21 protein-coding genes and 4 pseudogenes are annotated in these 18,480 nt (G+C 52.5%); 11 read left to right on the forward strand and 14 right to left on the reverse strand.

Annotated features, from left to right (window positions below):
* The first annotated feature begins 224 nt into the window (after positions 1-224).
* Together HLB35_RS04320 and HLB35_RS04325 are read left to right on the forward strand one after the other, a co-directional pair.
* Positions 225-608 (forward strand): RRXRR domain-containing protein, encoded by a 384-nt coding sequence (locus HLB35_RS04320; RefSeq protein WP_235936992.1) that lies wholly within the window; start codon positions 225-227, stop codon positions 606-608.
* A 319-nt stretch (positions 609-927) separates the two neighbouring features.
* Positions 928-1,944, forward strand: a complete 1,017-nt coding sequence (locus HLB35_RS04325; RefSeq protein ID WP_171701662.1) for an IS30 family transposase — start codon at positions 928-930, stop codon at positions 1,942-1,944.
* 28 nt (positions 1,945-1,972) lie between these two features.
* On the opposite strand, the gene HLB35_RS04330 is transcribed toward HLB35_RS04325, so the two are convergent.
* The 10 genes and pseudogenes from HLB35_RS04330 to HLB35_RS04375 all read right to left on the reverse strand — a co-directional run bounded on the left by HLB35_RS04330 (position 1,973) and on the right by HLB35_RS04375 (position 6,923).
* Positions 1,973-2,299 carry a DUF2846 domain-containing protein gene (locus tag HLB35_RS04330; RefSeq protein ID WP_171701663.1) on the reverse strand — a complete coding sequence of 109 codons (327 nt, stop codon included), beginning with the start codon at positions 2,297-2,299 and terminating at the stop codon, positions 1,973-1,975.
* A 251-nt stretch (positions 2,300-2,550) separates the two neighbouring features.
* Positions 2,551-3,189: an outer membrane beta-barrel protein gene (locus tag HLB35_RS04335; RefSeq protein WP_171701664.1), complete on the reverse strand. Its 639-nt coding sequence runs from the start codon at positions 3,187-3,189 to the stop codon at positions 2,551-2,553.
* A 903-nt stretch (positions 3,190-4,092) separates the two neighbouring features.
* The gene (locus HLB35_RS04340) at positions 4,093-4,323 is read right to left on the reverse strand and encodes an HP1242/YdcH family protein (protein WP_171701665.1); all 231 of its coding nucleotides are present in this window, start codon (positions 4,321-4,323) and stop codon (positions 4,093-4,095) included.
* 33 nt (positions 4,324-4,356) lie between these two features.
* A complete protein-coding gene (locus tag HLB35_RS04345) occupies positions 4,357-4,644 on the reverse strand; it encodes a hypothetical protein (protein WP_171701666.1) in 288 nt (95 codons plus the stop codon).
* A gap of 24 nt (positions 4,645-4,668) precedes the next feature.
* A complete protein-coding gene (locus HLB35_RS04350) occupies positions 4,669-4,863 on the reverse strand; it encodes a hypothetical protein (RefSeq protein ID WP_171701667.1) in 195 nt (64 codons plus the stop codon).
* Positions 4,860-5,174 (reverse strand): hypothetical protein, encoded by a 315-nt coding sequence (locus tag HLB35_RS04355; protein ID WP_171701668.1) that lies wholly within the window; start codon positions 5,172-5,174, stop codon positions 4,860-4,862. Before HLB35_RS04355 ends, HLB35_RS04350 begins: the two co-directional genes overlap by 4 nt.
* Positions 5,175-5,280: 106 nt before the next feature.
* Positions 5,281-5,475: pseudogene (locus tag HLB35_RS16945) on the reverse strand (flagellin); the annotation flags it as partial.
* A complete protein-coding gene (locus tag HLB35_RS18765; RefSeq protein WP_422822421.1) occupies positions 5,456-5,656 on the reverse strand; it encodes a hypothetical protein in 201 nt (66 codons plus the stop codon). The pseudogene HLB35_RS16945 and the gene HLB35_RS18765, both read right to left, overlap by 20 nt.
* Before the next feature lie 185 nt (positions 5,657-5,841).
* Positions 5,842-6,381 carry a hypothetical protein gene (locus HLB35_RS04370; RefSeq protein ID WP_171701669.1) on the reverse strand — a complete coding sequence of 180 codons (540 nt, stop codon included), beginning with the start codon at positions 6,379-6,381 and terminating at the stop codon, positions 5,842-5,844.
* A gap of 251 nt (positions 6,382-6,632) precedes the next feature.
* Entirely contained in the window at positions 6,633-6,923 is a 291-nt protein-coding gene (locus HLB35_RS04375; RefSeq protein ID WP_216601400.1) for a flagellin N-terminal helical domain-containing protein, read from the reverse strand.
* 206 nt (positions 6,924-7,129) lie between these two features.
* Between HLB35_RS04375 and HLB35_RS04380 the strand changes: the two genes are divergently transcribed.
* From HLB35_RS04380 to HLB35_RS04390, 3 genes are all read left to right on the forward strand, one after another.
* Entirely contained in the window at positions 7,130-7,516 is a 387-nt protein-coding gene (locus tag HLB35_RS04380) for a hypothetical protein (protein WP_171701670.1), read from the forward strand.
* The gene (locus HLB35_RS04385; RefSeq protein ID WP_171701671.1) at positions 7,504-7,671 is read left to right on the forward strand and encodes a hypothetical protein; all 168 of its coding nucleotides are present in this window, start codon (positions 7,504-7,506) and stop codon (positions 7,669-7,671) included. The genes HLB35_RS04380 and HLB35_RS04385 overlap by 13 nt, the downstream gene beginning before the upstream one ends.
* Before the next feature lie 113 nt (positions 7,672-7,784).
* Positions 7,785-8,081: a hypothetical protein gene (locus HLB35_RS04390; RefSeq protein WP_235936993.1), complete on the forward strand. Its 297-nt coding sequence runs from the start codon at positions 7,785-7,787 to the stop codon at positions 8,079-8,081.
* Between the two features lie 95 nt (positions 8,082-8,176).
* Here HLB35_RS04390 and fliD (HLB35_RS04395) read toward each other — a convergent pair whose 3' ends face one another.
* Positions 8,177-9,577, reverse strand: a complete 1,401-nt coding sequence (gene fliD / locus HLB35_RS04395) for a flagellar filament capping protein FliD (RefSeq protein WP_171701672.1) — start codon at positions 9,575-9,577, stop codon at positions 8,177-8,179.
* 14 nt (positions 9,578-9,591) lie between these two features.
* Here fliD (HLB35_RS04395) and HLB35_RS04400 point away from each other — a divergent pair, with 14 nt between their 5' ends.
* Complete coding sequence (locus HLB35_RS04400; protein WP_171701673.1) at positions 9,592-9,858, forward strand: hypothetical protein; 267 nt, start codon at positions 9,592-9,594, stop codon at positions 9,856-9,858.
* A 39-nt stretch (positions 9,859-9,897) separates the two neighbouring features.
* Here HLB35_RS04400 and fliD (HLB35_RS04405) read toward each other — a convergent pair whose 3' ends face one another.
* Positions 9,898-11,271, reverse strand: coding sequence for a flagellar filament capping protein FliD (gene fliD, locus HLB35_RS04405; RefSeq protein ID WP_171701674.1), 1,374 nt, complete (start codon positions 11,269-11,271; stop codon positions 9,898-9,900).
* Positions 11,272-11,772: 501 nt separating this feature from the next.
* Between fliD (HLB35_RS04405) and nhaD the strand changes: the two are divergent.
* The 5 genes and pseudogenes from nhaD (at position 11,773) to HLB35_RS04425 (ending at position 16,667) form a co-directional block, all read left to right on the forward strand.
* Positions 11,773-13,261: pseudogene (gene nhaD / locus HLB35_RS04410) on the forward strand (sodium:proton antiporter NhaD).
* A 146-nt stretch (positions 13,262-13,407) separates the two neighbouring features.
* Positions 13,408-13,868 (forward strand): annotated as a pseudogene (aroQ, locus tag HLB35_RS04415) (type II 3-dehydroquinate dehydratase).
* 18 nt (positions 13,869-13,886) lie between these two features.
* The gene (locus HLB35_RS04420; RefSeq protein WP_328731036.1) at positions 13,887-14,186 is read left to right on the forward strand and encodes a thioesterase family protein; all 300 of its coding nucleotides are present in this window, start codon (positions 13,887-13,889) and stop codon (positions 14,184-14,186) included.
* 20 nt (positions 14,187-14,206) lie between these two features.
* Positions 14,207-14,335 carry a hypothetical protein gene (locus tag HLB35_RS18190; RefSeq protein WP_328731038.1) on the forward strand — a complete coding sequence of 43 codons (129 nt, stop codon included), beginning with the start codon at positions 14,207-14,209 and terminating at the stop codon, positions 14,333-14,335.
* A gap of 458 nt (positions 14,336-14,793) precedes the next feature.
* Positions 14,794-16,667, forward strand: a pseudogene (locus HLB35_RS04425) (putative bifunctional diguanylate cyclase/phosphodiesterase).
* A gap of 17 nt (positions 16,668-16,684) precedes the next feature.
* On the opposite strand, the gene HLB35_RS04430 reads toward HLB35_RS04425, so the two are convergent.
* Both HLB35_RS04430 and HLB35_RS04435 read right to left on the reverse strand, forming a co-directional pair.
* Positions 16,685-17,209, reverse strand: coding sequence for a DUF2878 domain-containing protein (locus HLB35_RS04430; protein ID WP_171701675.1), 525 nt, complete (start codon positions 17,207-17,209; stop codon positions 16,685-16,687).
* Positions 17,206-18,375, reverse strand: coding sequence for a class I SAM-dependent methyltransferase (locus HLB35_RS04435; protein ID WP_422822428.1), 1,170 nt, complete (start codon positions 18,373-18,375; stop codon positions 17,206-17,208). Before HLB35_RS04435 ends, HLB35_RS04430 begins: the two co-directional genes overlap by 4 nt.
* Positions 18,376-18,480 lie beyond the last annotated feature (105 nt).

Here is an 18,480-nt window from a genome sequence, read left to right on the forward strand (position 1 = left end):
ACGTTTCTGGGAATGCCGCGCAATGACGCGACAAACGCTTTGATTTGAGGTCATAGGCGACAACCATCGGGGTAATACCCTGGCAGCGCATGCGGGACACCCCGGATATAAGGAGATGCGAATGGCGGTCAACTAGCCCCGCCTGAAGAGCGGGAGCTTGTGACAATAAGCTCGGTTGATCAGGGAGAGCGGGCGGTAAAGGGCATTGATTAGGAGAAGATCGCATGGCGGTTTTCGTATGGGACAAACACAAGCGGCCACTGATGCCGTGCAGCGAAAAGCGTGCCCGGTTACTGCTGGCGCGTGGTCGCACGGTAGTGCATAAACGCTATCCGTTCACGATCCGGCTGAAAGACCGGGTGGGTGGCGAGACGCAGCCGCTACGCCTGGGTATTGATCTTGGCAGTAAGACCACAGGGCTGACGCTGATGCGTGAAACAGATAGCGAACAATGGCATGTGCTGTGCCTGTTTGACCTGGTGCATCGTGGCTTCCCCTTCCAGCACAACACCGGCTTCTTCTCCGTAATGAGCAATCATTTCCTGGCCAGTGTCTGTCCCCGGTGGATAGTGCTCAGTCGCCCAGAGGAAGCCCCTGAACCACGATAGCGCAGAAGCCCCCATAAACGAGCCGACAGCAAGTGCCAGAATCGCTGGCAATAAAAAAGCGCTGTTTCCAGCGCTCAAGGATCAAAAACAGAAGCTTGGTTAAGCAAATTAGAAATGGCAATGAAATCAGATTTCCTTGCTGCATCTACCACTTGCAGCCATATCAAGTTGACTGACCTCATTCATGCCACTTTCTTCATCATGCAGCCTCAGGTTGGCACCACCGACGAAAGCACCCATACGTATATACTGTTGAACAAAATAGCTTGGCCGCAGAAACTGAGTGCAACACCTGAGTATTTCGCTAAGGTGTTGTCCCATGTCTTACCTCGAACTCAGCATTGAAGAACGTGCCAACATCCAAGTGGGTCAAGCCCAAGGGATGAGCCTTCGGCATATTGCCCAGCTCTTAGGGCGAGCTCCTTCAACCATATCTCGTGAAATACGCCGTAACCAAATGGCCCAGAACGGTTACTGTGCCCGGCACGCCCAACGTCAGCGAGAAAAGCGTCGAGTGGTCTGTCGTCCTGCGCGTAAGCTTTTGCCAGGCACCGAGCGGTTTGACCTCATCGTTTATATGTTGCGGCGACGCTTGTCTCCCGAACAGATTAGCGGCAAGCTCAAGGCCATGAAATTACCTGACCTAAGCGATGCCTACGTCTGCCGAGAGACGATATATACGGCTATTTATGCACTGCCCGTTGGCCACCTGCGCAAGGAGCTGATTCACTGTTTGCGACAAGGAAAAACCACGCGTAAGCCTCGCCGTGGCGAAGTGGATCGACGTGGTCAGATCCCTGACATGGTCAGCATTCACTTACGTCCGCCCGAGGTCAGTAAGCGTGAAATGCCCGGCCACTGGGAAGGCGACCTGATCAAAGGTAAGAATAACGCGTCCGCGGTAGGCACCTTGGTAGAACTTAGCAGTGGCTATCTGATCCTCGCAAAAATGGACGACGCCACCGCCACATCCGCTGTAGCAGGCTTTAGTGCTGCTCTGAACCGAATGCCGACCACCGCTCGAAAAAGCATGACCTATGATCAGGGGCGTGAAATGACACACCATGCAAAAATTACTCAAGAAACCGGTGTTGCGATTTACTTTTGCGATCCCCATAGCCCCTGGCAACGGGGAGCCAACGAGAATATCAATGGCCTTATCCGTCAATATTTACCGAAAGGAACAGACCTTTCAGTACATAGCCAGGAAGAGCTGGATGCCATTGCCTTTGAGCTGAATATGCGGCCTCGAAAACGCTTTGATTTTAAATGTCCGATAGAAGTGATGAGCGAGCTGATGGCCAAGTACCATGAAAGCCCATCAACCATCCAATGAGTGTGTTGCACTCAGAGCCTGCATCCGCCTAGTTTTTCCCGGCCTCAGTAAATAGGGTCATGATGTTAGGGGAAAACTCGGACTCGGTTGCGATATTATGCTCCTGTTCTCCTTCCACTTGATGATAGAAGAATACACCGCTGGCACTCTCACCGATGCAATCGCCGTTGATCCAGATATCTTTTTTCAAGGCTGCACCAAACGGAGAGTCTTTACGAAAAACGTAAATTCCAGCCTTCCCCTCATCTGGATAGCTAAACTCTTTTGCCTCAGTTGATTCCTTTTGTGGGGCCATGCTAACCGAAGCACAGCCTGCCATAATGGTAAACAGGAAGAACACTAAAGTAACTTTCATGAGTTTCATTTTAGTTTACTTTTCGCTTTGGAAGCTTTTCAGGCTTTTTAATAAGGATGCTAACTTCATAAAAAGCTTTATGAAGTTAATGCAAATTTACTTCATCTCTCAAAACTTGCCAAATAACTTTATAAATCTTTTCCCTTTCTAAGCAGAAAAAGCACTTAGCACTCTTATACCAGAAAAACCTGCGGCCACAGGCTTTTCGAAGTGGATAAGATGAAAAGCCTGATTACTCAAACATCATAAGATTAAAAGCTATAACGATAGCCTAAAGCAGCGGAGCTAGTGTCGTCTTCAAAGCCTAAGTCTACAAAAATGGATGAGGATTCGTTAAACCACCCAGCAGCACCTACATTAATAGCTGTTTGACTATCAAAGTCATCGAAATCTGTATGTGAAACTCCAGCATTTAACTCAAGCCAAGAAGAAGCCCAGGCACGGACTCCACCAGAAATATTGATTCCATTTTCATCCACGCTGTAGCAGCCAAGCCGATACTGACATATTTCTGCCTCAGCGTAGGCTAGACCGCCTGAAAACGTGAAATCAATACTATCTGCTACAGGAAATGCATAACCAACGAACCAAAGTGATTGTGAGAGATTAAGCTCTGTAACACTTCCACTGTTTTCCTGATAGCTTCCATTAGCTCCAATTATCACATTATTAGAAAATTGATAACTACCTGAAACTTTTGCACCACCAATATCACTATATACATCGTAAGACTTGGGCCCAGACACTAAGTATATATCATCGTCATATTCAGTATGTACAGCAGAAACAGATAGCTGAGTATAACTGAAGTTTGTTTCCTGGGCTTGGATAGACAAGGAAAAAAGTGAAGAAACAACGCTCAAAGAAGCAATTTTAAAAGAATTACGCACTTATGATTTCCTTTTAATTAATTAAATTTAATTATATCATTAATTAAACTTTACATACAGGCTTTACTTGTAAGAGATCTGCCATCATTTTGTAGGAGATCTGCTATTATTGTAACGCTTGATACCCTGATTCGAAGCAGGAGGTGACCCTACTCTGCAGACATGCCTGGCATTGATGAGACTGTGACGCATTCCAGTTATGTTGCGGTGTACCACGCTGCTGTAGGTTGATATTATTAATGTAGTTAACGTCAGCCAAAAATATTCTTAGACTGGGCCTCTCGGGGCCAATGCAGTTAGGAGAGCCAACAGCACTTTCATTGAAACAGCCTGTAAGGCCTTTTCAGGCATAATTCGCAATAAGCGTATTTTGTCTACTGAACGAACTCTCAGGGTATACTCTGAGCTCGATAACCTGCTCCATCCAGATCTGGCTCGGAAGCTGCTTTTATAATTAACCTACTGAAAAAAAGCGGTTTCTTTACATCGCCACCTCCGTACATTACAAGCTAAGGCGGAGCTGTTGGAGGTAAAAGCGCTGACTCCCTGAACGCCCAGTCGCAACCACCAAACAGGCATCTGCCGGGAAAGACCAAACTGAATTCCCGATAACTCTATTCGGGAATGACTAGTAAATGGTGGGTTGGTTCAGGAATAACGGTGTAGGTATGAGCTGGCCAGGAAATGACGGGGCGTAGGCCGGTTTGTTCGTCATGGGGGATGGAACAGCCATTTCTCTCATATTCTGGATGAATGCTTGATGGGCTCATTGACGTTAAAGCGGAACGTTTTAGTCCTGCTACCAACGAAGACCGGATTGGCTACCTGACAGGTAGTGCAGAACCTCTACCTAAAGGGCCCTGTCACAGCCATCAGGAAATATCGGCAGCTATCCGGCGGTCATCACAGGTAGGTAGCAATCTTGTCTTTAAGTGCCAGACGCTGTTTACGGGTGTTTTCTTCAATGTGCGTAGCCACAGGTTCAATCTCTGTTTCCATACGATGGATCTGGCGATTCACTTCATGGTAGCCCTCTACCAGCTTGGCAAAGTGCGCGTCAGACTGTTTCAGGTCGTGGATGCGTTCTGCATGTTCAGGAAATTCCTCTGCAAGCTCATGTGGCGTGTGGCTCATTCTAAAACCTCGTTTGGGTGTTATTGAAAATATCTAAAATGCTCTGTCACTCACCGTAACAGCCGCGCCGGTTGCCTGCCAAGCCTTTTTGCGGGCAACCCCGAAGTAGCGGATCAATGACGATTCTTGGCCCATCCCCAAGAAAAACGGCTTTTCATCCTTGGTGGGCGTTGCTTTTTTAGGTATAGCGAGCTTTACTTTCGGAGAGTTACGATAACCACCTAACTTACCAACATAAATCAGATAGATAACAGCAAGTCCACTGTTAACACTTACCCAGATGGCAAAGATCGCCAGAATCGTCAGGATGGTGGTATCCATACGTTAGTCTTCCTGTGCTGCTAATCACTCCCCCAACATCACCTGGGTATGCTCACGCTGCTGCTTCACCGCGTCATCCAGTATCCCCAGCAGCTTGTCATAATCCTCACGCATTTCATCCGCCATGCCAGTGGCTTCAAAGCGGCTGAGGGTGGCTTGGGTATCGTCAATGACCTTTTGTAGCTCATTGATCACATGCTGGCGCTCTTCTGGACTCATAACATGAGTACCATAACAAGAATATGCTCTCCTGCTTGGTTAAGACGAAAATCTTCTGAATTTTCAAAGCACTCTACATCCGAAGAGCAAATAGCCTTTTCTATTTCTTTGGTTTTTTCCTCACCAGAAAAGAACCACCTTCGTCTTTTTCTGCTATCAATCATAGCAGGCCCATCACATCGATGCCTTGTGCGATAAAAACAGGCTTCACCCAGCACATTAAACGCTATAAAAGTATCGCTTTCTTGCCGCTCCAGCTTCTCTTGAAAAAATACAGTACGGCCAAATTGATCAGATGTCTTGTGATACATAAACTGTTACTCAATTCCGAAAAATAAAAAACCGACCCCCAAAGGGAGCCGGTTTAGTGTGCTTCTCAGTGATAGAGAAAAGTCTCTATCAATCCTAAGCCTCAGATTAACCCAGCAGAGACAGAACGTTCTGCGGCAGCTGGTTAGCCTGAGCAAGAACGGAAGTACCGGCCTGCTGCAGGATCTGGGCGCGAGTCATATCAGCCACTTCCATTGCGTAGTCAGCATCTTCGATGCGTGACCGTGCATCAGCAAGGTTAGTCTGGTTGGTGATCGCAGATTCAAAACGGTTCTGTACGGAAGCTGTCAACTTGTGCAATCGCTGTATCAAGTTCACTGATATCAGAACGTTCGGCTTCAGTGACTGCATCAGTAGTGAAGTTATCATCCTGATCTTGGTAGATGCGCTGACCGGAGTCATTAGTGATATTGCCATTTTCCTGTTCATAGTAGGTAACATCAGTTGTTGCAAGGTTAGTCAAGCCACCATCGCTACCTGCACTGACATTAACGGTACCAGCAGCAAAAGCAATGCTAGAAACAGCTGAACCATCGCTGACAATATCAATATTCTGAGTATCGAAGCCACCTCGAGGCTAACTGTACTAGCACCATTGAAATTTGTGATAGCGTCGTTGACTTCGGCAGCTCAAATCTACGTTACGATTCACAGTATATGTATTGCCTCGATGGTAACCTGAGCATCACCACTAGCAAGATCAGCTGTAGTAGCTTGAGCTGTTGTACCACCAATGATGAAATCATCTGTTCCTACAACAGAGCCCGTATTGTTATTCCACAGATCACCGCTATCATCTACATATACTGTACTAGTGCTTCCATTAACAGTAATCGAAAGTTCACCGCGGTTTGTAAAAGCATCATCGCCCGCAAGCCCTTGAAGGTCTGCTTCTAAACCAGCCGTATTTAAACTTCCATCTCCATCAGTAATGGGAGGAGTTGCAGTAGTAAATGTTGTACCATCGTCAAACTCAATTACCGCATCTGCTGACGCACTAAGAGCAGTAGCAAGACTATCAATTGTGGCTGCGTCAGTCTCTGTTAAGTTACCTGTGCTATCCAGACGAAGCCTGTTGCCGCTATCAGCATTGGAAATAGAACCATCGGATGCAACAGAAATACGAGTTTGTTCGCCACCAATCGTAACATCTGCTTCTACTGTTTCGCCTGCTGCGGCGGGTGTCATTCTATCAGCGATAGCTTCCTAGAAGCACCATCGGTAAAGGTTTGTGTTTGAATAAACTCACCATCAGCATTAACTGTGTAGGTGGCATCACCGGCTGTTACGGAGCTTCTTCGTTAGAAGTAGAAAGCACATACTCATTAGTACCAGATGTCTGAACGGCGCCTGCTAATGTCAGAGCATCAACAGTGGCTGCTTCGTTATCGATTTCACCCGCGCCATTAACGTTGAAGCCTTCAAGCCCTAAAGACTTGCTAGTAACCTCTGACCATCATTAGCACCGACTTGGATATTGATTGACTCAGAGTTGGTGCCGTTAGCTCACGAATACGCTGGAGGTTATCGTTAACTTGATCCAGACCGCCTTCAGCGGTTTGCGCAATAGAGATACCATCGTTAGCATTACGTTGGGCTTGTGCTAGACCAGTGATCTGGGAGCTGAAGCGGTTGGCACTGTTGATGCGCAGGCCGGAGGAGAGACGCTCCATGGAAGTCTGAAGCGCGTTTTGTGATTCGCGCAGGTTCTGCTGGCCGATCATGGACATGGTAATTCTCCTTTCAATTGCACTGGCCTTTGAGGCCTGCTTGTCGGCCACATTGTGTGCCGTTATTAATAATTACGGCCTGCCAGGACAAACCTTTAGCCTTAAAATCAAAAAAGATGTAACGGTTGGTAACTTGATGAGAAGGCTGCATTTTGCCTATAAAAGCGTATCCTATGATTTAACATTTGGTATGGAAGGAAAGACTGATGTCGCCCTCACAGATCCCTGTATTGCTGGCCGGTGCCGCCATTTTCTTTGGGCTGATCAGCCTGGTGCTGTTCTATCGTGTGGTTATCAAACCTCGTCAGGCTGTAAAACAACCTGAAGAAGCAGTGTCCCCACCGCCTACCACGCCGGGAGCGCCTTCCAGACAAAAAACAGCGGCCAAGCCCAAGGCTCGCGCAGAGCAATGCCTGTTTGTGGTTTTTGAACAGCCAAGCCAGGCAATTAATCAGGCGTTGGGCAAGATGCTTAAAGACAGAAACGCCTTTTACGAGGACGCCGGGGCCGCATGGCTACCCGCTGATGGTGGCCAGCGCCACCTTTACATAAAGAAGGCGAACACCCACCGGTTAAAGGCGTGTCTATCCTGATCCGTTTTTTAAACGCTCATAAAGTCTCACGTAACCCGGACGACCTGATTGCCTTTACCCACGATGTTGCGGCACTGGGTGGCCAGATGCTGGATGCCAGGCAGCAGCCGATCACACCAGAAAAACTGGCTGAAATGCGCCGAGAAAATGACTAACTCCAGGTGATCAATAGCATGAGCTTTCAACACAGTTTCCAGCACTACAAAGACCCTGTTCAGCTTTACGATGTGGTGTTTGTGATTACCCCCGGCTGGAACAGGCTCGCAGCTTGGTGAATACCACCCTGCAAAGCCTGATTGATAACGCCAAACAGCCGCAGGACCTACTGCGCTACCGTGAAATGCAACGCAAGCTGATGCTGGAAATCCAGATGATCCATGCCAACCTTACCCACCTACTGGAACGCTATCGCGCCGATGTGCAAGTATTGCTGCAAAGCCAGGGCGCCAAGGGCAACCGCGAGGTCAGCCTGGATGAGATGGAAAAGGATGCCATGGCGCGGGCGCGCGAGATTTACCAGAAGGTAGTGGAGTTTCAGACCGGGCGGCGCAGCGTGCCGTGGTAAGAGCCGTCTACTATCCTATTATTTACTTAATCCTTATATCTATCTGAAACAATAACCCGGCGGGTGGAGCCACCCGCCGGGCGTTTGCAGCGTGGTTAATCCTTGCGGCCAAGAGCGGCGTCTAGGGCGTCAAACTGCTGGTTGAGGTAGGTGCTGGTCTGGTTCATCTGGGCAATCATCGAATCCAGCTGGCCGAACTGTACCCGGTAGCGTTCAATGGTGCGTTCGATGCTTAGCTCGGCGCGTTCATAGCGGGTGTTGAGGCTTTCAATACGATTTTCTGCGCCGCTGATGGCAATGCCCAGGGTGCCGTTTTTGCCGGTGAGCTGGTCAATCGCGGTGCCCAGCAGGTCGCCCAGGCCATTATTGCCTTCGGCACCGGCGAAGAAGTTGCCTAGCGCATCCGGCTGGTTCTTGGCCAGGTTGCTGATGGTATCGTCGTCCATTTCCAGGGTACCATCGCGCTGCAGGGTAATCCCCAGTTGGCTCAGGGTGGAAAATTCGCCCCCGGCGACACCGCTACCCAGCACGCTGCGCAAACGCCCTTCAATGGTGCGCACCGTGCTGTCGCCCACCAGCTCACCGGCGGTTTCACGGTCGCCGTTAAAGCTAGTCAAAGTGCCAATGGTCTCTTTCAGGCCGTTAAAGGCCTCGACAAAGTCACCCACGGATTCGCGGATCTTCAGGGTATTACGTTCCACGTTGACCGTGCTGCTGGCCGTCTCGCCCGCGCCGATATTGAGCGCGTTGAGATCCAGGGTTACGCCCTGAATGGCGCCTTCAATCTGATTATTAGCGCTGGTGATGGCCACGCCATTTACCGTTAGCGAGGCATCGGTACCCAGTTTTGCCGCGCTGCCAGTATCTGCTACTAATGGTGCGGGGTCGGTACCGCTAAAGCTGAACCCAGAGATGGATGCATCAGCACCGGTATCACGGGAGCTAAGCGCCAGGCGATACTGGCTGCCGTCAAAGATGACGGACGCATCTACACCTGAATCCGCATCGGCATTGATCGCATCGCGGATATCTTCAAGGGAGCTATTAGCGGCAATCGTAACAGTGGTATCGGCTTTGGCATCCGTGTTGGTTTCCTCACCAAATACAAAGGTCAGCGTCTGCTCGCTGGCACCGGATATCTTTGCTTCGGCATCGTCTACTCCTACTGATGCCAAAGTGCCTCGGGTCGCTAGTGTATCCACGGTAATAGAATAACTGCCGGGCAGCGCCGTGGCGTCGGTGGTTGCGGTGATCTCATCGCCGCGCACACTGGCGGAAAGGCTTTCATACAGCGACGGCTTGCTTAGCGCATCTACCGCATCATTCAAGCTATTCAGAGCAGACTCAAGCTTGCCATAGGCCGAAATCTTGGCTTCCTGCTGCTCCTGCTGACGGGTAATCGGTGCCAGCTTGCCTCGTTCTGCATCGTTGAGCTGATCAAGCAGCCCGCTGAGATCAAGGCCTGAGCCAATACCGAGAGAGGTTATTGTTGCCATACTGGGAGTCCTCAGTGTTTCTGGCTAAACCCAACACGTATTGCGCAGTTGCCAACACCCTGGCTGATAGAAAAGAAGCTGCGCTGTGGGCTGGCAGTGTCAAAGCATGCCGCCATTGTGATAATGGTGAAACGTCAACAAACTCTCACCACAGAGTTATTATCGACGAATTAGCGGCTAACTTTAACCTTTATTCACAATTTAAGCATTGCATGGCGGCGTATTTTTCAACGCAGAATGCAAAAAAACCCGCCCAGGCAACAGCCTATGGCGGGTCATAAAGCGGTGGTTTTGCCTTTCAGGTTGCTCGGTCGTCGTTATCAGTTACCGGCGTTCATCTGAGCATCCAGAGCGGCAAACTGGTTGGTGAGGTAATTACTGGTCTGGTTCATCTCGGCAATCATGCCGTCAAGCTGACCAAACTGGGTACGGTAGCGGTCGATGGTGCGCTCTACCTGCTGCTCCATATTGGTGTAACGGCTGCCCAAGGATTCAATCCGGCTTTCCGCACCGTTAATAGACCCCTGCACGGTGCCGGTGCTGCTGAGCATCTGGCCGACACTGTCACTCAGCTGCTCAGCCAGGCCGGTGCTTGTGTCATTGCCAGCAAAAAAATCAGAAAGCGCCTGTTGATCGTTGGCAATGGCGCTGTCCAGCTGGCCTTCATCAATGGAGAGCGTGCCATCCAGCTCCAAGGAGATACCAATATCGCTGAGCATTGAAAAACCGTCGCCGCTGTTGGCCACACCACTGCTTAGCTCGCTGCGCAGGCGGGATTCCACTATGCGCACCGTGCTGTCGCCGTTCAGCTCGCCGGCCTGGCCACTTTCAGCATCAAAAGTGGTGAGCTCACCGGTCGTGCTTCTGAGCCCGTTATAGGCATCCACAAAGCCCGTCACGGCTTCGCGCACGGCGCGGGTATCCTGCTCAACGGCTACGCTGGCGGTGCCTTCACTTTGCAGGTTGAGCGTAACGCCCTGAATGGCGCCCTCTACCTGGTTCGTCGCGCTGTTGATCTCTACGCCATTGACGTTGAGTAAAGCATCCGTGCCCGGCTGGGCAGCATTGCTCGTATCGGCGGTAAACGGCGCTGCATCTGCTTCGCTGAACGAAAAACTACTGATGGAAGCGTCAGCACCCGTCTCCCGAGAGCTGAGCGCCAGGCGATAGTTGTCACCGTCGTTGATCACCGAGGCATTAACGCCTGCCTCGGCATCTGCATTAATGGCATCACGGATATCCTCAAGGGAGCTATCGGCAGCAATGTTGACATCGGCGGTATCGCCATTACCGAAGGTGAAGGTCATGGCCTGCTCGGCCAGGCCGGGAATGGCTTCATCAGAGGCACTGACCTCATTAACACCCTCGGATGCCAGGGTACCCCGGGTGGCCAGAGTAGTTACATTAACGTTATAACTGCCCGGCATGGCCGTCTCATCCGCTGCTGCACTTACGGCTTCGCCGCTGGTATTAGTCGACAGGCTCTCATATAAAGAGGTATCACCAAGGGCATCCGCCGCCGACTGAAACTCCGAAAGCGCGCCTTCAAGCTGGCCATAGGCTGAAATGCGCGCCTGCTCGGATTCCAGCTGCTGCTCGATTGGCTCAAGCTTTTGACGCTCGGCATCGCGTAGCTGATCAAGCAAGCCATTCAGATCCAGCCCTGACCCGATACCCAGTGATGAAATAGACATACCAGAACCTAATCCTTTGCCTTGCCCGCAGATTTTGCCGCTTTTATGGTCTGAGCAGCACGTTTGGCTGTCACTTCAGGCGGTACTACTGACAAGGCTTATGGGTTTAAGTGAGCCGATAGACCTGCCGCGCATGACGAAAACAAGCCTACCCGTTCACTTTTTTAATAATAATAGTCTAGTCCTTCGGCGGGAAAATTTCTAACTTGAGGAATTTAAGGCAGTGTTATGTGACGCATTGTAAAAACCTAATCATAAAGTAGAATGTCAACATCAGTTCATTATCCTGTGAAAACCACTTCTTACGAAGATACCATTCCCCAAAAGGCTACCTTACAAAAAAAAAAGACACGGTTATCGGGCTATCCATGAGCTTCATTCGTTTTTATTCCTTATTGCATCGCAATACGGGCTGCTAAAATAATGCGGCTTTTTGCCACCCCTTATATCAACCACTCTCTTTCCCAGCTTTGGATGAAAGACGGTAAGGATAAACTCACTATGACTCCCTTGAACGAACCTCCCAGCCAGCCGCGATGCCATCGCCGCTGGCTTTTTTGTTGGCTATATGCGCTTTTTCGGCGCTTATGCTGTTCAGCCCCGCGCTGCTGGCGGCGACCGGCGAGCTTGACCTGACCAGTACAGGCGTGGGCTTTTTGCCATTGCGGTCTTTGTGTTGGCGTACATGCTGGTTATCGCCGAAGAAAAGATCCACATGCGCAAGTCCAAGCCTGTGTTGGTAGCTGCCGGTATTATCTGGGGCCTCATCGGCTGGGTGTATGTCCAGAACGGCATGTCGGCAGATTCCGAACATGCGTTTCGCGTGACGCTCCTGGAATTCACCGAGCTGATGCTGTTCCTGCTGGTGGCGATGACCTATATCAACGCCATGGACGAGCGCAAGGTGTTTGATGCGCTGCGCTCCTGGATGCTGCGTAAAGGCTTTAACTATCGCAAGCTGTTCTGGCTGACCGGTAGCCTGGCCTTTGTGCTCTCGCCGATTGCCGATAACCTGACAACAGCTCTTTTGATGTGCGCCGTGGTTACCAAAGTCGCCGAAGGTGACAAGCGTTTTATTAACCTGGCCTGTGTGAATATCGTGGTGGCGGCCAACGCGGGCGGCGCCTTTAGCCCCTTCGGCGATATCACCACCCTGATGGTCTGGCAGGCAGGCATGGTCGAGTTCCAGGAGTTCTTCATCCTGTTCTTCCCGTCGCTGGTCAACTTCCTGGTGCCCGCCATCGTGATGAGCTTCTTTATCAAGGACGCCAAGCCGGAAAGCGTTTATGAAGACGTCTACCTGAAGCGCGGTGCTCGGCGCATCATCTTCCTGTTCCTGCTGACCATTACCACCGCCGTACTCTGCCACACCCTGCTACACCTGCCGCCGGTGCTGGGCATGATGACGGGCCTTGGTTACCTGCAGTTCTTCGGCTACTACCTGCGCCGCAGCCTGCCGCGCTCGCTGGAGCGCAAGCGTGAACGCTATAGCCGCCGGGGTGATCACAAGAAGCTGCAAAACCTGGGTAGCGTAGTGCCCTTTGATGTCTTCAACCGCGTGGCGCGGGCCGAGTGGGATACTCTGCTGTTCTTCTATGGGGTCGTCATGTGCGTGGGTGGCCTTGGGTTTATGGGCTATCTGGCGATGCTTTCCGAAAGCCTTTACCTGGGGTGGAACGCTACCGGTGCCAACATCACCCTGGGTGTGATCTCGGCGTTGATCGATAACATCCCGGTGATGTTTGCGGTACTGACCATGGAGCCGGATATGTCCCATGGGCAGTGGCTGTTGATCACACTGACCGCGGGTACCGGCGGTAGCCTGCTGTCGATTGGTTCAGCGGCGGGTGTGGCGGTCATGGGTCAGGCCCGTGGCGCCTATACCTTTATGGGCCACCTGCGCTGGACACCGGTGATTCTGCTGGGTTACATCGCCGGTATTATCGTTCATATGTTCTTGAACTCTGGCAGCTTCGCACTGTTTGGCTAACCGCCTGATGAGTGACTGGCGCTGACGCCCCTGACGAATGTCTGTCAGGGGCGTTTTTTTAGCGCGCTTTTTACCCGACGCCCATGCCGCGTCAGCCTCTGTGTGGTTAGAATGATGGTTGATCTATTTTCCGCTCAGGAGCCGCCATGCCCACTTTTTCAAATACTCAGCGTAAAATCCTGGTTCTTCACGGCCCCAACCTTAACCTGTTGGGCAGCCGGGAACCCGACATCTATGGCTATGAAACTCTGGATGACGTCAACAATGCCCTGCGTGAAAAAGCCGTACTGGCCGGTTGGGAGCTGGACTGCCTGCAAGCAACCATGAAGGCGTGCTGATTGATGCGATCCAGGCCGCGCGCACTGATGGCACTCATGCCATCATCATCAACCCGGCGGCCTATACCCATACGTCGGTTGCCATTCTGGATGCCCTCAACGCCTTTGAAGGCAAGGTGATTGAGGTGCATATTTCCAATGTTCACCAGCGCGAGGCTTTTCGCCAGCATTCCTATGTGTCGCTGCGCGCCAACGGCGTGATTGCCGGGTTGGGCACCCAGGGCTATCAGGCTGCGCTAGATGCTATTCTGCGCGCAGCCGAGCAATAACAACCAGGGAGCCACACAATGATTATCTTTAACACCCAGGTCGCCGCAGAGTGGGTCGACTATAACGGCCATATGAACGATGCCGAGTATGCTCGGGTATTTTCATTGGCGGTGGAAGCGCTGATGGATCATATCGGCCTGGATGAAAGCGGGCGGGCCGACTATGGCTATACCATTTATACCCTGGAAACCCACCTGTGTTATCAGCGTGAAACCCATCAGGGCGAGCCGTTGGTGGTCTCGCTGGCACTGCTGGATAGCGATACCAAACGCCTGCATGTATTTTTGAGCTGCATGACAGCCAAGGGGAAAGATTAGCTACCAGCGAGCAGATGCTGATGGGTATGGATAGTACGACAGTACGCCCAGCGCCCTTTCCTTCAGCTATTCAGACCGCCATTGATGCATTGCCGCGCCCAGCAGAACGCCCGGCCATGGCAGGCAGAACCATTGGCATTCGCCGTTAACCTGTATGGTGAATTGCCTGGCTGCAGCTCATGGCGCTGGCAAAACGGCTTGGTGCCCGAGTTTCGGGGATAACCGAATTGGCAGGTGTGGTGGCCGTGCGACGGCGTGGTGAGTAAAAAATGGCCACAGACCCTCACGGAAAACACGGACAAGGTCAAAATCAAACTGCTCATAAAAAATGAAAGGAGTTTGTCCGTGCCGTCCGTGAGCGTCCGTGGCTAATGACCTTTCGTAGTGACGTAAAAAGTTTCAATGTCGCGTTTCAGCGCGGAGCCTTTTGACTTCCTCAGCCATATACGTCAACAGGCACTCAAGTTTTCTCATGATAGGCCGATAATCTGTTATATATGCATCTAGCTTAATCGGTTCAGTTGGTGTATTGGTTCTGTGGCGTCTTAAATTCTCCAGGCGTTAGCGCATATGTCGGTCATTGCTTATCGGAGATTACCTTTTATTCATGTGGCCAAATTTTTCCTTTAGTCGTCCTTTGGTGTGGTTGGCGCTGGTGGCCTTGCCGGCCTGTATCTGGGTGCCGGATGCTATGTTGCGCATGGTGGCTGCCAGCTTCGTTGGCTTGGGGATCTTTGATGCCTGGTGTCAGGTGCGTAAGCAGAACCAGAAATTACTGATTTCCCAGGATGCCATTGGCCTGGCCAGTGATGCGGTGGTGATCAGTGACGCCAGTAATCGCGTGTTGGCGGTCAATCCGGCATTTACTGAGATCACCGGCTTTGAAGGGCATGAAATCCTCGGCCATAAGCTCGAAACGCTGGCTGCCCCACGCCACGATAAAGCCTTTTACCAGGGCTTCTGGAATACCCTGCAGACGACAGGGCGTTGGGAAGGGGAGATGTGGAACCGGCGCAAGCATGGCGACGAATATCCTGAATGGCTTAAAGTACGCGCGGTGACCAATAAGCGCGGTGAGATTACCCACTATATCAGTCTGTTTACGGATATTTCCGCCCAGAAAGCCCGAGAGCAGGATTTGCGTCGGATTGGCTATGAAGACCCGCTAACAGGGCTGCCTAATCGTCGTCGCCTGCACGATTTACTGGCCTCGCGGCTGCGTCACCTGCGCGCCGGTGAAAGCCTGGATATCGCCCTGCTGGACATTGATGGCCTGAAAACCTTCAACGATGGTCTGGGGTGGAACAGGGGGATCGCCTGTTGGCGATGTTTGGCCAGCGCTTGGCAAGCCATGTAGCAGGAGGAGCCGTTGGGCGCCTGGGCGGCGATGAATTTATGGTGATCCGCACCACCACCTTTGATGATCATGAGAAATGGATTGCTGGTCTGCGTGACCATATGAGCCGTCCGTTTGAGATCAAGGATCAGTCGCTGCGCCTGGGCCTGACCATTGGCAGTTGCCGGGCACCGGAAGATGGCAAGGATTCCGGTGTGCTGTTCCAGCGGTTGGAATCGGCGCTATACAACGCCAAGCGCCTGGGGCGTAACAGTGACCTGCGCTTTCGCCCGGCGCTGGATAAACAGGATAACCCGCAACTGGCATTGGTCAGTGATCTGCGTAACGCTCTCGTCTCTGGTGATCAGCTGGAATTGCATTACCAGACCCAGCATCATCCGGCGAGCGGTGAACTGCTGGGAATGGAAGCCTTACTGCGCTGGCGTCATCCGCGTGATGGGATGATTTCCCCGGCGGACTTTATCCCCTTGGCCGAACGCCACGGCCTGATGACGGAGTTGGGCAACTGGGTGATCGAAAAGGCCTGTGCCCAGCAGACGCACTGGCAGAACAGTGCCATGCCGAAAGTCACTGTTTGGATCAATATTTCGGCCTTGCAGTTATTTCATGGTGATCTGGAAAGCCAGTTGGCTGGCAGCCTCAAGCGTTATGGAATCAAAGCCTCCCAGCTGGGGCTGGAGCTGACAGAATCCGTGTTGCTCGATGAGCGCGCGGGGGATATGGGGCCACGTCTGCAATTACTACGCGAACAGGGGTTTGCCATCGCCATTGATGACTTTGGCACCGGCTATTCGTCGCTGGCTTACCTTAAGCACCTGCCTGTGGATAAGGTAAAGCTGGATCGTGCTTTTATTCGTGAACTGCCCGATAGTAGAGCCGACGCGGCCATCGTTGAAGCGGTGCTGGCCATGGCCAAAGGAATGGGCCTTGCAGTGATCGCAGAAGGGGTAGAAACCGATGCGCAGAACCGTTTTTTGGTAGATGCAGGCTGCTATGCCGTGCAGGGCTTCTATTTTGCTCGCCCACTGCCGGTGCCTGACCTGGAGCAGCGCTGGATAAGTAATTCCTCTACCAAGGCAAATAGCGAAGCGCCAGGCCTAACCCCGGTTAGTCAAGCATCCTAGCCTTCACCATTCACCATTCACCTTTCACTCACCAGTCCCAAGCGTTGAGCATTACGTGCCAGCAGGTAACATAGCAAGCCCCAGATCAGCGCCTGCGCGGGGAGCAACCAGGGTGCGAGACTAACCCCAGCCAGCACACCGCCGCCGTAGTAGGAAAGTGGCCCGCTCACGGCGCCGGCCACGGCAGCCAGCCAGGGCAGGCGCCATAGCCAGGTCAGTGAATGCGCCAGCAGGGTGGCAAACAGTGGCCATAGCATCCACAGCCATAGCGGCAGTAACCCGAACAGTTGAGTATGGCCGCTGAAATCAAAACCGCCCAGCAGTGTCAGGCTGCCATCCAGTAGCATTCCCAGCCCTGCAAAACCTGCCAGCAGGCGCCACTCCCCGGGGCGGGCAATAAACCGCAGATGCCCGCCAATCAGCACAAGGCCGGTGGCCAGCGCCACCCAGGAGCCTCCCAGCACACACAGCAGCCAGCCGGCCTCAAACCCTACCAGGTTGAAGACCAGCTTGGGCCAGCGGGGCGCAGATACCTGGCTCATGGCGCGCCTGTCAGCGGTGCCGGTTTGGCCTGAGGCTTGGCCAGCACCAAGTGGCAGGTACCAATCGAGCGCTCAATAAAGCCGCCTTCGCAGTAGCACAGGTAATAGCGCCACATACGGATAAAGCGCTCGTCGTAGCCTTGGGCGCGTACGGCCTCCAGGCTGGCCTCGAAACGGTGGCGCCATTCGCGCAGCGTGCGGGCGTAGTGCTGGCCAATTTCATCCAGGGCCACCATATTGAGCGACGTCTTGCGCATCACGCTAGACAGCATGGCGTGGTGCGAGGGTAGAAAGCCGCCGGGGAAGATATAGCGCTTGATAAAGTCCATATCCCGCTTGGCGGATTCAAAGCGCTGGTCGCGGATGGTAATTGCCTGCAGCATGGCCTGGCCTTCGGCGTTGAGCAGGCTGTCGATCTTGGCCAGGTAGGTATCCAGGTACTGATGGCCCACGGCTTCAATCATCTCAACGGAAATCACTCGATCAAAAGTGCCAGTCAGTTCGCGGTAATCCTGTTTGAGCAGGGTGATCTGGTCTTCAAGACCTTCCTGTTGGATACGTTCGGCGGTGTGGTTGTACTGCTCTTCGGAAATGGTCGTGGTGGTGACCTTGCAGCCCCGGCTCTTGGCCGCATGAATGGCCAGCCCGCCCCAGCCGGTGCCAATCTCCAAAAGGTGATGGTGCGGCTGAACATCAAGCTTTTCGAGCATGATATCCAGCTTGTAGGTGGAGGCTTCCTCCAGGCTGGCTTCCGGGTAGGGGAAGACGGCGCTGGAATACATCCAGTGGGCCTGGTCAAGAAAAGTCGCAAACAGATCATTGCCGATATCATAGTGCGCCGCAATATTGCGCTTGGAGCCGGTAACGCTGTTACGCTGGAAGCGGTAGGCCAGGTTTAAAAGCCAGCGGGTAAAGCGCGCGCTGCCGTTTTCCATTTCTCCGTTGACCTGATCCAGGTTGATGGCGAACAGGCGAATCAAGGCCACCAGATCATCGGCATCCCAGTCATGATCCATATAGGATTCTGCAGCGCCTACGGTGCCACCAAAGGCCAGGCGCTTCCAGGCGCGAGGGTGGCGCACCACCACCGTCACCTGCAGGGGGCCGCCTTGACCCAGATGGTAGGACTGGCTGCCATCAATCAGGGTGATCTGGCCGCCCTGCATGGCATCCAACTGCTTGATCAGCCGCGGCTTGAGCCAGCGGGTCAGCCTGCCTTCGCGGGGCGTCTGGGAAAGGTCGCTCTGAGCGGATGCGCCGGTAGGTGCGGG

The sequence above is a fragment of the Vreelandella azerica genome, assembly GCF_013112225.1.
Classification (GTDB): Bacteria; Pseudomonadota; Gammaproteobacteria; order Pseudomonadales; family Halomonadaceae; genus Vreelandella; species Vreelandella azerica.